Here is a 14,791-nt window from a genome sequence, read left to right on the forward strand (position 1 = left end):
TGAGGGGGCCGTTCCGCCACGGGCGCGAGCGGCCCCTTCGGCATGCCCGCGCCGGGCGCCGGGAGTGGCCAGCGGACCGCGCCATTCGCTGCGATATTCTCGGGCAACTGACATACATAAAGAGGAATTTCGGGGGCTCTGTGTCAGACACCGCTCTGCGGCAGGCGGGCGCTGCCCCGCTGAAGCCGGGCGATCCGGTCAGGATCGGCCCGTACACACCGCTCGGGGTACTCGGCAGCGGCGGCATGGGCCGGGTCTTCCTGGCCCGGCCGACGGACGGCGCCGCGGGGCTCGCCGCCGTGAAGGTGATCCGCCCCGAGTACGCGGAGGACGCCGAGTTCCGCAGGCGCCTGGAGCGTGAGGCGGCCGTGCAGGCCAGCATCCACACCCCGCGCGCACCCCGGCTGCAGGGCACCGGCTTCCACGACGACCTGCTGTGGATGGCCACCGACTACATCCCCGGCCTCAGCCTCGACCAGGCCGTACGACAGCACGGCGTGCTGGACCGGGACACGGTCTGGCGGCTCGTCGCCGAGCTGGCCGAGGCCCTGGTGGCCCTCGCGTCCGCCGGGGTCGTCCACCGCGACCTCAAGCCGTCGAACGTGCTGCTCTCCCTGCACGGCGCGCAGGTCATCGACTTCGGGATCTCCAAGGCCGGTGGCGCCAGCATGCTCACGGCCACGGGCCAGCGCGTCGGCACGCCCGCCTTCATGGCGCCCGAGTACCTGAGGGAGGGCCGCTCCGACACGTCGTCCGACGTGTTCTCGCTGGGCGGCACCCTCGTCTTCGCGGCCACCGGACAGGGTCCCTTCGGCCTGGGCACGGGCATGGACGTCATGCACCGGGTCGCGTTCGAGGAGCCGAACCAGCACATCCTCGGCGAGGTCACCGGGGCCGACCCGGAGCTGGGCGCGCTGCTGACGGCGTGCCTCGCGAAGGACCCCGCGCTGCGGCCGGCCCCGCAGCAGCTGGTCGCCGCCGCGGCCGCCCGCCCCTGGCAGGGCTGGCAGCAGCCGCTGCACGGCAGCCTCGCGGGACTGCGGGGCGCGTACGAGACGCTGCACCGCATGCCGCTCGCCGCGGTGCCCCCGCACCCGGCGACGCAGCGCGTGACCGCGCCCGCGCCGCCGCCCGGCTTCGGCCCCGCCGCGGAACCGGGGCGGCGCCGCGGCGGGAAGGCGCTGTCCCTGACGCTGGCGGCGGTCGTGGCGATCGGCGCGCTGGTGGGCGGCGCGTACGCGCTCACCCGCGGCGAGGCCGACCCTCGGCCGCCCGTCGCCCAGGGCTCCGTCCCGGCGGTGCCCGGCGGCGCGACGCCGGACGACGGCGCGGCGTCGCCGCTGGCCAGCGCGTCGGCGGGCAGCTCGCCGACGCCGACGCCGACGAGGACGCGGGAGGCCCCGTCACCGACACCGGCGGCGACCCGCACGGTCACGGCGTCCCCGACCACCGCGCCCACCGCCGAAGCCGCCCCTCCCCCGGTGTCCACCCCGCCGGCGGAGCCCCGCTGGATCTCCGAGTGCACGATGTACGGCGGCTCCGAACTCACCCGGTACGGCGACAAGAACGTCCGCGTGACCCAGGTGCAGTGCATGCTCGTCCGGCGCGGCTACAGCGTGGGCGCGGCGGGCGAGGACGGCGACTTCGGCACGGCCACCAAGAACGCCGTCATCGCCTTCCAGGAGTCCAAGGGGCTTGCCGCGGACGGCCTGGTCGGCGAGCAGACCTGGGCCGCTCTGCGCAGCGCCACCTGAGCGGCGGGCCCGCCGGTAGCCTCGGGGCATGCCACCGTCGAGGAAACGCACCCGCAGCTACGACCCGGCGAAGACGAGGGCCGCGGTGAGCGCCCAGTTCGAGCACGTCCGTACGGCGGCGCTCACCCTCACCGCCGGGCAACTGGCCCTCCCGACCCGCCTCGGCACCTGGACGGTCCGCGAACTGCTCGCCCACATCGCGCTGGGCATGCGGTCCGTCACCCGGGCCGTGACGGCTCCCGAGCCGACGCGCCGGGACCTGGCGCTGGCGGACTGGCCGGCCGCGACCGGCGGGTTCGCCGACCGGGTCGACGAGGGGACCCGCGCGTTCACGGAGACGTCCGTACGGGACGGGGAGGACCTGGCGCGGCTGTACGCCGACACGGCGGCCGAGTTCGCGGAGACCCTGGCCGGGACGGCGGACGAGCGGCTGGTCGCGACCCGGCTCGGCGGGATGACCCTGGCCGACTTCCTGGTGACCCGCGCGCTGGAACTGACCGTCCACACCGACGACCTGAACGCCGCCACCGGGCTGGCCGTCCCGCACGACCGGCAGGCGCTCGCCACCTGCACCCGCTTCCTCGCCGACGCCCTCGCGCTGAAGGCGCCGGGGGGCTCGGTGGAGGTGCGGGTGCCGCCGTACGCGGTCGTCCAGTGCGTGGAGGGCCCGCGGCACACGCGGGGCACCCCGCCGAACGTCGTCGAGACGGACCCGCTGACCTGGACCCGCCTGGCCACAGGCCGCACGACGTGGACGACGGCGCGCGAATCCGCCCGCCTCCGGGCCAGCGGTGACCGCGCGGACCTGTCCCCCTGGCTGCCCCTGATGACCTGACCGGCGCCGCCGCCCCTCGTCGTAGGGCTCGCGCCGGAACAGCGCGACTCGCCGCCCCCGGGGGGAACCGGAGCAAAGGTTCGGGCGTCAGACCGGCATGCGGATCACGATGCAGCACCACCTCCCCGCAGCCGCCACCCTGGCCGCCCTGTTCACCCTGACCGCGTGCGCCGGGGAACAGGGGGCGAAGCCCGGGGGCGGCTCGGCCCGCCCGGACGTGCCCGTCACGGGCGCCCATTGGACGGTGGAGAGCCTCACCGTCGACGGCAGGAAGACCGCCGCCCCCACCCCCACCGCGTACGTCGAGTTCGCCCCCAAGGGCGCGAAGAACCAGGCGAAGGGCAACTTCGGCTGCAACCACTTCACCGCCGTGGCCACCGTCCAGGGCGAGACGGTCACGGTCGGCGAGGTGTCGATGACCGAGATGGCCTGCGAGGAGCCGGTGCAGGGCTTCGAGGACGCCTTCCGGGAGACCTTCGAGGGCAGGCTGACCGCGCGCGTCGCGGACGACCGGCTCACGCTCACCGCCGCGGACGGGGACACGATCGTGCTCGCCGAGCAGCCCCCGGCCCCGCTGGTCGGCACGAAGTGGACGGTGGACTCGCTGGTGTCCGGCGAGACGGCCACGTCGCTCCCCGCCGGCACCGAGGGCAGGGCGCACCTCACGATCGGCTCGGACGGCTCCGTACACGGCAGCCTGGGCTGCAACACCTTCAGCAGCACGGTGAAGACCGAGGGCGACAAGCTGACGTTCGGCCGGATCTCCATGACCCGCAGGATGTGCACGCCCCCGCAGATGAAGCTGGAGCAGGCGCTGTACGGAACGCTGGGGAACGGCCCGGTGACGTTCCGGATCGACAACCGGACACTGACGGTGACCGCCCCCTTCGGCAGCGGATTCGCGGCGCAGGCGGAGGAGAAGAAGACGGCGAAGTAGGACGGGGGGAGCGCCCCCGGAAAGGGTGCGAGGTCCGTCACATCCGGCCCGCGCCCGCACGCCTACAGCGTGTGGCCAAAAGCCGCCTGTGCAGGGGGCCATGCCCGGAGGACCCGGCCTCGGGGCCCCGCCGGGGCCGCCGGGGCGGCCGTCCCCAATTCGGACCAGTGGTCGATCTCGCCTACACTCGGTGGCGTGCCACGTGGTGACGGTCGACTCAATCACGATCTGCTCCCCGGCGAGAAGGGCCCCCAGGACGCGTGTGGCGTCTTCGGTGTCTGGGCGCCGGGCGAAGAGGTCGCAAAGCTCACGTACTTCGGGCTCTACGCCCTCCAACACCGGGGTCAGGAATCCGCGGGTATCGCGGTCAGCAACGGCTCCCAGATCCTCGTCTTCAAGGACATGGGCCTCGTCTCCCAGGTCTTCGACGAGACCTCTCTCAGCTCCCTCCAGGGTCACATCGCGGTCGGTCACGCCCGCTACTCGACCACCGGCGCCTCCGTCTGGGAGAACGCCCAGCCGACCTTCCGGGCGACGGCCAACGGATCGATCGCCCTCGGCCACAACGGCAACCTGGTCAACACGGCCGAACTCGCCGAGATGGTCGCCGATCTCCCGAAGGAGAACGGCCGGGCCACTCAGGTGGCGGCGACCAACGACACCGACCTCGTCACCGCGCTCCTCGCGGGCCAGACCGACGACGACGGCAAGCCGCTGACCGTCGAGCAGGCCGCCGCCGCGGTGCTGCCGAAGGTGCGGGGCGCCTTCTCGCTCGTCTTCATGGACGAGGACACCCTCTACGCCGCCCGCGACCCGCAGGGCATCCGCCCGCTGGTCCTCGGCCGCCTGGAGCGCGGCTGGGTGGTCGCCTCCGAGACCGCGGCCCTCGACATCGTGGGCGCCAGCTTCGTCCGCGAGATCGAGCCGGGCGAGCTCATCGCCATAGACCAGAACGGTCTGCGGACGTCCCGATTCGCGGAAGCGAAGCCCAAGGGCTGTGTCTTCGAGTACGTCTACCTGGCGCGCCCGGACACGGACATCGCCGGCCGGAACGTGTACCTCTCCCGGGTGGAGATGGGGCGGAAACTCGCCAAGGAAGCCCCGGCGGACGCGGACCTCGTCATAGCGACGCCCGAGTCCGGCACCCCCGCCGCCATCGGCTACGCGGAGGCCAGCGGCATCCCGTTCGGCGCGGGCCTCGTCAAGAACGCGTACGTCGGGCGGACCTTCATCCAGCCGTCCCAGACCATCCGCCAGCTGGGTATCCGCCTCAAGCTGAACCCGCTCAAGGAAGTCATCAAGGGCAGGCGCCTGGTCGTCGTCGACGACTCGATCGTCCGCGGCAACACGCAGCGCGCGCTCGTCCGGATGCTCCGCGAGGCCGGCGCCGCCGAGGTCCACATCCGGATCTCCTCCCCGCCGGTGAAGTGGCCCTGCTTCTTCGGCATCGACTTCGCCACCCGCGCCGAGCTGATCGCCAACGGCATGTCCGTGGACGAGATCGGCAAGTCGCTGGGCGCGGACTCCCTCGCGTACATCTCGCTCGACGGCATGATCGAGGCGACCACCATCGCCAAGCCGAACCTGTGCCGCGCCTGCTTCGACGGCGAGTACCCGATGGAGCTTCCCGACCCCGAGCTGCTCGGCAAGCAGCTCCTGGAGACCGAGCTGGCCGCGGGCCCGGCCGCCACGGCCGCCGCCGACGCGCTCCGCCGCCCGTAAGACCCCGCAGCACCCAGCTGTACGACACGAAAGTTCTGAACCCATGTCTCAGACCGTTAGTGCCGAGGGCGGCGCCAGCTACGCCGCCGCGGGCGTCGACATCGAGGCCGGAGACCGCGCCGTCGAACTGATGAAGGAGTGGGTCAAGAAGACCCAGCGCCCCGAGGTCCTCGGCGGCCTGGGCGGCTTCGCCGGGCTCTTCGACGCCTCCGCCCTCAAGCGCTACGAGCGGCCCCTCCTCGCCTCCGCCACGGACGGCGTGGGCACCAAGGTCGACATCGCCCGCCGCATGGGCGTGTACGACACGATCGGCCACGACCTGGTCGCCATGGTCATGGACGACATCGTCGTGTGCGGCGCCGAGCCGCTGTTCATGACCGACTACATCTGCGTCGGCAAGGTGCACCCCGAGCGGGTCGCCGCGATCGTCAAGGGCATCGCCGAGGGCTGCGTCCTGGCCGGCTGCGCCCTGGTCGGCGGCGAGACCGCCGAGCACCCGGGCCTGCTGGGCCCGGACGACTTCGACGTCGCCGGCGCCGGTACGGGTGTCGTGGAGGCCGACCGGCTCCTGGGCGCCGATCGCATCCGTACGGGTGACGCGGTCATCGCCATGGCCTCGTCCGGCCTTCACTCCAACGGGTACTCGCTGGTCCGCCACGTGCTGTTCGACCGGGCGAACCTGGCCCTGGAGCAGCAGGTCGAGGAGCTCGGCCGGACCCTCGGCGAGGAGCTGCTGGAGCCCACCAAGATCTACTCGCTGGACTGCCTGGCGCTCACCCGGACCTCCGAGGTGCACGCGTTCAGCCACATCACCGGCGGCGGTCTCGCGGCGAACCTGGCCCGGGTCATCCCGGACCACCTGCACGCCACGGTGGACCGGTCCACCTGGGCGCCCGGCGCGATCTTCGACCTGGTGGGCAAGGTCGGCCAGGTCGAGCGGCTGGAGCTGGAGAAGACCCTGAACATGGGCGTCGGCATGATGGCCGTCGTGCCCGCCGAGTCGGTGGACGTGGCGCTGACCACACTCGCCGACCGGGGTGTCGACGCCTGGGTCGCGGGTGAGATCACCGACCGCGGCGACCACGCGACCGGCGCCGAGCTGGTGTCCGACTACGCGAGCTGAGCAGCACAGAAACCGGTCCGGGGCGGGGCCCCGGACCGGTTTCCAAAAGTGCAGGCGTCAAGCGCCGCGACGCTGCGACGACGGATCGGACTCCTCGTCCTCGTCGTCTTCGTTGTACAGCTCCGCGTAGCGGGCGTACGGGTCGTCTTCCTCGTCGTCGTCCTCGAACGGCTCCCCGTTCGGCGGCTGACTCGAAGTCGATGCGCCCAGCTCTTCGGCCAGGCGTGAGAGGTCCGTCCCACCGCTGTTGTACTTCAGCTGGCGGGCGACCTTCGTCTGCTTGGCCTTGGCCCGGCCGCGCCCCATGGCTCGACCCCCTCGGTGACGGGGCTCGACGGCCCCAGAGTCTTGACACGCGTTCATGATTTGGGACGGACTCTCCGTGGAGAGACCGGCCCGTAGGGCTTCAACGGTACCTGCTTCCGCGGCCATACGGTACGCCGCCCGCATGACGCGCCCCGGAGGCGAACCAGTGAGGCGCCCCGTCCTCCCTGGTCAGCTGCGATTTTAACCTCTTCTGGAGGCCCAGCCGCAGACTCGCGTGAGTCTTGTCTCTCTGTCGGCGAACGCATGTCTGTACGAACGCACGAATCCGGAGAGCTGCCCAAAAGGTACCGATGCGGACGCACGGTGCCGTTCGCCGGGCAGTCGTGTCAAGCATGCCTGCCCGGCAAACGTATCTCCCGGGCTACTTGCGACGGGCTTCGGCCATCCGCTGCTCGGCGATCCGGTCGGCCGCCGCGGCCGGCGGAATGCCATCGCTCTTCGCACGTGCGAATATTGCCAGCGTGGTGTCGAAGATCTTCGTGGCCTTCGCCTTGCACCGGTCGAAGTCGAAGCCGTTCAGCTCGTCGGCGACCTGGATGACACCGCCCGCGTTCACGACGTAGTCCGGCGCGTAGAGGATCCCGCGGTCGGCGAGGTCCTTCTCGACGCCCGGGTGCGCGAGCTGGTTGTTGGCCGCGCCGCACACCACCTTCGCCGTCAGGACGGGCACGGTCTCGTCGTTCAGCGCACCGCCGAGTGCGCACGGCGCGTAGATGTCCAGGCCCTCGGTGCGGATCAGCGCGTCGGTGTCGGCGACCACGGTGACCTGCGGGAACCGGTCGGTGATCCGGCGCACCGACTCCTCGCGGACGTCCGTGATGACGACCTCGGCGCCGTCCTCCAGGAGGTGCTCGACCAGGTAGTGGCCGACCTTGCCGACGCCCGCGACGCCGACCTTGCGGCCGCGCAGCGTGGGGTCGCCCCACAGGTGCTGGGCCGAGGCCCGCATGCCCTGGAAGACACCGAACGCGGTGAGGACGGAGGAGTCGCCGGCGCCGCCGTTCTCGGGGGAGCGGCCGGTGGTCCAGCGGCACTCACGGGCGACGACGTCCATGTCGGCCACGTACGTGCCGACGTCGCAGGCCGTGACGTACCGGCCGCCGAGGGAGGCCACCATCCGGCCGTACGCCAGCAGCAGCTCCTCGGTCTTGATCAGCTCCGGGTCGCCGATGATCACGGCCTTGCCGCCGCCGTGCTCCAGGCCGGCCATGGCGTTCTTGTACGACATCCCCCGGGAGAGGTTGAGCGCGTCCCGGACGGCGTCCTCCTCGGAGGCGTACGGGTAGAAGCGGGTGCCGCCGAGGGCCGGGCCCAGGGCGGTGGAGTGGATGGCGATGACGGCCTTCAGGCCGGAGGCGCGGTCCTGGCACAGCACGACCTGCTCGTGGCCCCCCTGCTCCGAGCGGAACAGGGTGTGCAGGACGCCGTCGGTCACATCGGTCACGGTGGTGACTCCCAAGTACGAAGCGGCGGTTCGGAGCCCCCCTGTGGGTGGGGAGGGATCCTTTTCGGCAAGAGAGTAAGTCCTACCTGGGCGTAGATACGTCCCAGTGCTCAGGATCACCCCCTCGCGGAGTACCGGCGTGGAAGGATTCCGGCATGCCGGCTGTCTCCTCGGTCCTCGTCCCGTACGCGTCCTACCTGCGGGTGTACGAGCCACTGGCCGCCTTCCCGGAGCCCGAGCGCGGCCACTGGGCCCGCTACGCGGAGCGGGCCCGGCGGGGCGGGACGCCCACCGCGCAGGACGAGCTGCGCCGCTCGCTCGCCGATCTGCTGCCCACGCCGCCGGTGCCCGTGCCGGTGCACGAGAGCGCGGACGCCTTCGTGCTGGAGGTCGACGGCGTGGTGTGCGTGTGCCCCTGGCGGACCCGGCTGCGCGGCTGGCTCGCGCTGGAGGAGCTGTCGGAGCTGCTGCCGGAGCCGGTGCTGGACGCGGTGCTGCCGCCGGTGGTGCGGGGGCAGGCCGAGGCGGACTACGAGCGGTGGCGGGAGCGGAACCCGGACGCGCGGCCGTGGATCCGCAGCGCGGTCTGGCAGGTGCCGGTGCGGTGGTTCGTGCTGTTCTCCGACGACGAGCGCGAGTACGTGCCGGCCGGCTCGCCCGGCGAGGCGGCCGTGCTGCGGTACCGGACGCCGATGGTGCAGGCCCGGCGGCGGGTGGCGCGGGCGCTGAAGACGCTGCGCGAGGCGATCGACGAGGGACCGCTGACCGAGGGCCTGGTGGACGTGGGGCGGTGGCTGGAGGAGTTCCACCCGCGCTCGCTGGTCGAGCTGGACTACGGCGGTCTGGTGCACGCCCTGTCCGGTGAGCAGCTGGCCGGCGACCGGTCGGTGGCGGACATCACGGAGGGGATCGCCGCGCTGCGGGCGGGGGACGGTGCGGGGGCCGGAGCGGCGTACGAACGTCTGACGATCCGGTGGCGTGAGGTGCGGAACCGCCAATTCGCCAATTGAGTGGTGACAGATGGGGCGGGTGCACCTGAAACTGTTGCATCCGATTGATGCGTCTGAGGTTGGAGTGCGTCTCCGGGTGGTGCTGCTGAGGTGGTTGTGCCGTGTGGTGCTGCCGGGGCCGAATAGGCCTTAGGTCCCGATACGGGCCTTTGCCGTAAGGGTGATGGATAGCACTAACAGGGCTCTTGCGCCCTACGCCCAACCTCATGCCAAAATAGGACAAGGAGTCCGGGGAGGGCTCCTTCCGTCCAAGTATGGGCGGAAGGCTCAGCATTGCACGCTATGGGGGGTCTGGTGGCTCCTGATCGCTCTGTGACTGATCGTCACTGTGACGTGACTGTCCGCTATGGCATGGTCCATCGGCTTCCGCCGCTGATGAACACCTGAGAGGGCAATTCCGTCGGTTTGGCCGAACGTGGCTGGACAGATGGTGTAGTTGTAGTGCCGAGGACAAGCCGTTCGTCCTATAACCGACTCGGCTCGCGTCCGCCATTTCGGGCAACGCGGGTCAAGGTGCAGAATTTAGAGGAAAGAACCGAGAAGGTTCGGTTCTCCCGAGGAGGCCGCTCATGACCGCTCGCACCCCTGATGCCGAGCCGCTGCTGACGCCCGCTGAGGTTGCCACGATGTTCCGCGTGGACCCGAAGACGGTCACCCGCTGGGCAAAGGCGGGCAAGCTCACGTCCATCCGCACGCTGGGTGGGCACCGCCGGTACCGCGAGGCAGAGGTACGCGCACTGCTGGCGGGCATTCCGCAGCAGCGCAGCGAGGGCTGAACACCCCGATGAACCGGGCATTTCCGGGTCCCCCAACCCGGGTCGCCCGCCCATAGCTCCACCGACGCCGGCCCGCCCCAACGGGCTTTCGTCATCCGATCGCGCTGGACTCCGCCGGGTCCAGCGCGATCTTTTTGTGCCCGCGGGGCGGGGCGGCGGGGGAGTGCAATTGCACGTATTAAATTGGTCCGTTGTAGGGAGGGGGTAAGGGAAGCGGTTTCTAAAAAAGGTTCCGTGACTCCCGTCACACTGTCAGGGTCTTGCCAAGACGGACCGGCCGAGTCCTGTAAAGGAGTCAAGAAGCCGCGTGTCAGCGGACGGTGGGCCCTTGGTCCTCCGCGGGAACGGCCGGGCCGGCGGACTCCATGGCCAGCTTCAGCAGGCGGTGACAGACGGCGCAGCGCCGGGTGAGGTGGCGGTAGCCCGAAGCGGCCGCCAGATGGGCGCGCAGGAGCGCGCGGGTCTCGTGCCTCGCCGTGGCTGTCGCCATGCGCGTCACCTCCGGAGTCGGGCGCCGGTGCCCTGCTGTCTGGGTACTCGGCGGGCGGAACCCCGTCAAGACAACCAACCAGTAGACCCCCTCCAGGGCAGCTCCCCCGCCCCCTGCCGGCCTGCGCCGACCCACCCGCCCCTGGTTCCGGTGATCCACCTGCGGAGGGCGGTGGGCATACGACTGAGGCCCGCACCATCCGGTGCGGGCCTCAGTTACTGCGGTCCTGACGGGATTTGAACCCGCGGCCTCCACCTTGACAGGGTGGCGAGCACTCCAAACTGCTCCACAGGACCAGGTTTCGCAGCCGGTGTTCCTTGGCTGCGAGGAAGACTGTACAGCAGGTCAGAGCCCGCGGTCGAACTCACTCATGGCGACCGCCCCGTCACGGCACGGCCGCGTCGATCGCCTTCACGATCCGCTTGTCCGACACCGGGTACGCCGTGCCCAGCGCATGGGCGAAGTAGCTGACCCGCAGCTCCTCGATCATCCAGCGGATGTCCCGGACCTCCTGCGGCACCGGCCGCCCCTTGGGCAGCTGCTCCAACAGCCAGGCGTACTCGTCCTGCATCTCGTGGACCTTCTGCATGCGCGTGGTGTCGCGCTGCACCGCCGTCGGCATCTGCTGGAGCCGCCGGTCGACCGCGACCAGGTAGCGCATCAGGTCCGGCAGCCGCCGCAGGCCCGTGGCGGTGACGAAGCCCGGCGGCATCAGGGCCGCCAGCTGCTCCCGTACGTCCTGGACGTTGTTGATCAGGGCCAGGCTGTTCGTGGCCTTCAGGCGGCGCTCGCAGGACTGCCAGGCGGACAGGATCTGCTGGACCTGGTCGACCGTACGGATCGTCAGCTCGACCAGGTCGGTGCGGACGCTGTCGTACAGCTTCCGGAACGACGACTCGTCCCAGGCGGGGCCGCCGTGGTCGGCGATCAGCCGGTCGGCCGCCGCCGTGGCGCAGTCGTCGAACAGGGCCTGGACGGAGCCGTGCGGGTTGCGGGAGAGCGCCAGCTTCTGCTGGTTCGTCAGCCTGTCGGAGGCGAACTTCGCCGGGTTCACCGGGATGTTCAGCATGATCAGCTTCCGGGTGCCCCGCCACATCGCCTCGGCCTGCTCGGCCTCCGTGTCGAAGAGGCGTACCGCGACCGTGTCGCCCTCGTCGACGAGCGCCGGGTACGCCTTGACGGGCTGACCGGCCCTGCGGGTCTCGAAGACGCGCGTGAGGGAGCCGATCGTCCAGTCCTTCAGGCCCGTGCGCTCCAGCGACTGGCCGGTGCCCGAGGGGCCCGCCGTGGCGGCCGCCGCGGCCTTCGACAGGGCCTGACGGGCCTTCGGGCGAAGCTTGAGCTTCAGGGCCTCCAGGTCCTTGTCCTCGGCCAGCTTCCGGCGCCGCTCGTCGACGATGCGGAAGGTCACCTTCAGATGGTCGGGGACCTTCGCCCAGTCGAAGTCGTCGCCGGTCACCGGGACGCCCACCATGCGCTGGAGCTCGCGGGCCAGGACGGCCGTCAGGGGCTCCGCGCTCGGTGCCGTCTGCTCCAGGAAGCGCTTCGCGAAGTTCGGCGCCGGGACGTAGTTGCGGCGGATCGGCTTCGGGAGGGAGCGGATCAGCTCCGTCACGACCTCCTCGCGCAGGCCCGGGATCTGCCAGTCGAAGCCCTCGTCGACGACCTGGTTCAGCACCTGGAGCGGGACGTGGACCGTCACGCCGTCCGCGTCCGCGCCCGGCTCGAACTGGTACGTCACCCGGAACTTGAGCGCGCCCTGCCGCCACGAGTCCGGGTAGTCGGCCTTGGTGACCGCACCCGCCTTCTCGTTGATCAGCATCTCGCGCTCGAAGTCGAGCAGGTCGGGCGCCTCGTGCCGCTTGTGCTTCCACCACGAGTCGAAGTGCGCGCCGGACACGACGTGTTCGGGCACCCGCTGGTCGTAGAAGTCGAACAGCGTCTCGTCGTCCACCAGGATGTCGCGGCGGCGGGCCCGGTGCTCCAGCTCCTCGACCTCGGTCAGGAGCCTGCGGTTGTCCGCGAAGAACTTGTGGTGCGTGCGCCAGTCGCCCTCGACCAGCGCGTTGCGGATGAACAGCTCGCGCGAGACCTCGGGGTCGATGCGGCCGTAGTTCACCTTGCGCTGGGCGACGATCGGCACGCCGTACAGCGTGACCTTCTCGTACGCCATGACGGCCGCCTGGTCCTTCTCCCAGTGCGGCTCGGAGTACGTGCGCTTCAGCAGGTGCCCGGCCAGCGGCTCGATCCACTCGGGCTCGATCTTCGCGTTGACGCGGGCCCACAGCCGGGACGTCTCGACCAGCTCGGCCGACATCACGAACCGCGGCGGCTTCTTGAACAGCGCCGAACCCGGGAAGACCGCGAACTTGGCGCTGCGCGCGCCCAGGTACTCGTTCTTCGCGCCCTCCTTGATGTCCTTCATCCCGATGTGGGAGAGGAGGCCGGCGAGGAGCGAGACATGGATCTGCTGGTCGGCCGCGTCCTCCTCGTTGAGGTGTATCCCCATCTGCTTCGCGACCGTGCGCAGCTGCGTATAGATGTCCTGCCATTCGCGAATGCGCAGGTAATTGAGGTATTCGGACTTGCACATCCGGCGGAACGCGGAGGACGACAGGGCCTTCTGCTGTTCGCGGACGTACCGCCACAGGTTGAGGTAGGCGAGGAAGTCGGACGTCTCGTCCTTGAAGCGGGCGTGCTGCTGGTCCGCCTGCGCCTGCTTCTCGGCGGGGCGCTCGCGCGGGTCCTGGATGGACAGGGCCGCCGCGATCACCATGACCTCACGGACGCAGCCGTTCCCGTCGGCCTCCAGGACCATGCGGGCGAGCCGCGGGTCGACCGGCAGCTGGGCCAGCTTGCGGCCGAGCTGCGTGAGCCGCTGCCCCTTCTTCCCCTCCGGGGAGGACTTCTGTGCGAGGTCGAGCGCGCCCAGCTCCTGGAGGAGCTGCACGCCGTCGCGGATGTTGCGGTGGTCGGGCGCGTCGATGAACGGGAACTTCTCGATGTCGCCGAGGCCGGCCGCGGTCATCTGGAGGATGACGGACGCCAGGTTCGTACGGAGGATCTCCGCGTCCGTGAACTCCGGGCGGGCGAGGAAGTCGTCCTCCGAGTACAGCCGGACGCAGATGCCGTCGCTGGTCCGGCCGCAGCGGCCCTTGCGCTGGTTGGCGCTGGCCTGGCTGACCCGCTCGATCGGCAGCCGCTGCACCTTCGTGCGGTGGCTGTAGCGGGAGATCCGGGCCGTGCCCGGGTCGATCACGTACTTGATGCCGGGGACCGTCAGGGACGTCTCGGCGACGTTGGTCGCGAGGACGATGCGGCGGCCGGCGTGCGGCTGGAAGACCCGGTGCTGCTCGGCGTGCGAGAGGCGCGCGTACAGGGGCAGCACCTCGGTGTTCCGCAGCTTCTTCTTGATCAGCGCGTCCGCCGTGTCGCGGATCTCGCGCTCACCGGAGAGGAAGACCAGGATGTCGCCGGGCCCCTCGGCCTGCAGCTCGTCGACGGCGTCGCAGATCGCGGTGATCTGGTCGCGGTCGGCCTCGTCGGAGTCCTCCTCCAGGAGGGGCCGGTAGCGCACCTCCACGGGGTACGTCCGGCCGCTGACCTCGACGATCGGCGCGTCGCCGAAGTGGCGGGAGAACCGCTCCGGGTCGATGGTCGCCGAGGTGATCACGACCTTGAGGTCGGGGCGCCTGGGCAGCAGCTGCGCGAGGTAGCCGAGCAGGAAGTCGATGTTGAGGGACCGCTCGTGGGCCTCGTCGATGATGATCGTGTCGTACGCGCGCAGCTCGCGGTCCGTCTGGATCTCCGCGAGCAGGATGCCGTCCGTCATCAGCTTGACGAAGGTGTCGGACCCGACCTGGTCGGTGAACCGGACCTTCCAGCCGACCGCCTCGCCGAGCGGCGTCCGCAGCTCCTCCGCCACCCGCTCGGCGACGGTCCGGGCGGCGATCCGGCGGGGCTGCGTGTGGCCGATCATGCCGCGTACGCCGCGGCCCAGCTCCAGGCAGATCTTGGGGATCTGCGTCGTCTTGCCGGAACCCGTCTCACCGGCGACGATCACGACCTGGTGGTCGCGTATCGCCTCCAGGATCGCGTCTTTCTTCTGGCTGACCGGCAGCTGCTCGGGGTACGTGACGTCGGGCACCCGCGCCGCCCGTTCGGCGGTGCGCGTGGCAGCCTTCGCCGCCTCGGCGGCGATCTCGTCCAGTACGGCCTGCCTGGCCTCGGGCTTACGGATGCGGCGGGCGCCTTCGAGACGGCGGCCGAGCCGGTGGGCGTCGCGCAGCGAGACCTCGGTCAGCAGGGTCTGGAGGTCGGCGAAGGAAGTAGACATACCGCACACCAGGATCTCACCCGCGGCTCGGGAGTGG

General features: G+C 70.8%; 11 protein-coding genes and 1 tRNA gene. 7 read left to right on the forward strand and 5 right to left on the reverse strand.

Annotated elements, in window-relative coordinates; all coding sequences use genetic code 11:
- Nucleotides 1-140: 140 nt before the first annotated feature.
- The 5 genes from ABEB09_RS17280 (at nt 141) to purM (ending at nt 6,371) form a co-directional block, all read left to right on the forward strand.
- Nucleotides 141-1,754 carry a protein kinase domain-containing protein gene (locus tag ABEB09_RS17280; protein WP_345690822.1) on the forward strand — a complete coding sequence of 538 codons (1,614 nt, stop codon included), beginning with the start codon at nt 141-143 and terminating at the stop codon, nt 1,752-1,754.
- Nucleotides 1,755-1,782: 28 nt separating this feature from the next.
- Nucleotides 1,783-2,589 (forward strand): maleylpyruvate isomerase family mycothiol-dependent enzyme, encoded by an 807-nt coding sequence (locus ABEB09_RS17285; RefSeq protein WP_345690823.1) that lies wholly within the window; start codon nt 1,783-1,785, stop codon nt 2,587-2,589.
- Between the two features lie 97 nt (nt 2,590-2,686).
- Nucleotides 2,687-3,526 (forward strand): META domain-containing protein, encoded by an 840-nt coding sequence (locus ABEB09_RS17290; protein ID WP_345690824.1) that lies wholly within the window; start codon nt 2,687-2,689, stop codon nt 3,524-3,526.
- Between the two features lie 195 nt (nt 3,527-3,721).
- On the forward strand, nt 3,722-5,248 hold the full coding sequence (gene purF / locus ABEB09_RS17295) for an amidophosphoribosyltransferase (RefSeq protein ID WP_345690825.1): 1,527 nt from the start codon (nt 3,722-3,724) through the stop codon (nt 5,246-5,248).
- Nucleotides 5,249-5,291: 43 nt separating this feature from the next.
- Entirely contained in the window at nt 5,292-6,371 is a 1,080-nt protein-coding gene (gene purM, locus ABEB09_RS17300; RefSeq protein ID WP_345690826.1) for a phosphoribosylformylglycinamidine cyclo-ligase, read from the forward strand.
- A gap of 57 nt (nt 6,372-6,428) precedes the next feature.
- Here purM and ABEB09_RS17305 read toward each other — a convergent pair whose 3' ends face one another.
- Nucleotides 6,429-6,677, reverse strand: a complete 249-nt coding sequence (locus ABEB09_RS17305; RefSeq protein ID WP_345690827.1) for a DUF3073 domain-containing protein — start codon at nt 6,675-6,677, stop codon at nt 6,429-6,431.
- A gap of 382 nt (nt 6,678-7,059) precedes the next feature.
- The gene (locus ABEB09_RS17310; protein ID WP_345690828.1) at nt 7,060-8,142 is read right to left on the reverse strand and encodes a Leu/Phe/Val dehydrogenase; all 1,083 of its coding nucleotides are present in this window, start codon (nt 8,140-8,142) and stop codon (nt 7,060-7,062) included.
- 155 nt (nt 8,143-8,297) lie between these two features.
- Here ABEB09_RS17310 and ABEB09_RS17315 point away from each other — a divergent pair, with 155 nt between their 5' ends.
- The gene (locus tag ABEB09_RS17315; protein WP_345690829.1) at nt 8,298-9,152 is read left to right on the forward strand and encodes a DUF8083 family protein; all 855 of its coding nucleotides are present in this window, start codon (nt 8,298-8,300) and stop codon (nt 9,150-9,152) included.
- A gap of 569 nt (nt 9,153-9,721) precedes the next feature.
- On the forward strand, nt 9,722-9,928 hold the full coding sequence (bldC, locus tag ABEB09_RS17320) for a developmental transcriptional regulator BldC (protein ID WP_020869672.1): 207 nt from the start codon (nt 9,722-9,724) through the stop codon (nt 9,926-9,928).
- Nucleotides 9,929-10,238: 310 nt separating this feature from the next.
- Here the strand turns inward: bldC and ABEB09_RS17325 are convergent, their stop codons facing one another.
- The 3 genes from ABEB09_RS17325 to hrpA all read right to left on the reverse strand — a co-directional run bounded on the left by ABEB09_RS17325 (nt 10,239) and on the right by hrpA (nt 14,754).
- Nucleotides 10,239-10,418, reverse strand: coding sequence for a DUF6274 family protein (locus ABEB09_RS17325; RefSeq protein WP_345690830.1), 180 nt, complete (start codon nt 10,416-10,418; stop codon nt 10,239-10,241).
- Between the two features lie 221 nt (nt 10,419-10,639).
- A tRNA-Asp gene (locus ABEB09_RS17330) sits at nt 10,640-10,714 on the reverse strand.
- A gap of 89 nt (nt 10,715-10,803) precedes the next feature.
- The gene (hrpA, locus tag ABEB09_RS17335) at nt 10,804-14,754 is read right to left on the reverse strand and encodes an ATP-dependent RNA helicase HrpA (RefSeq protein ID WP_345690831.1); all 3,951 of its coding nucleotides are present in this window, start codon (nt 14,752-14,754) and stop codon (nt 10,804-10,806) included.
- Between the last annotated feature and the right edge of the window lie 37 nt (nt 14,755-14,791).

The organism is Streptomyces coeruleoprunus (assembly GCF_039542925.1).
GTDB lineage: Bacteria > Actinomycetota > Actinomycetes > Streptomycetales > Streptomycetaceae > Streptomyces > Streptomyces coeruleoprunus.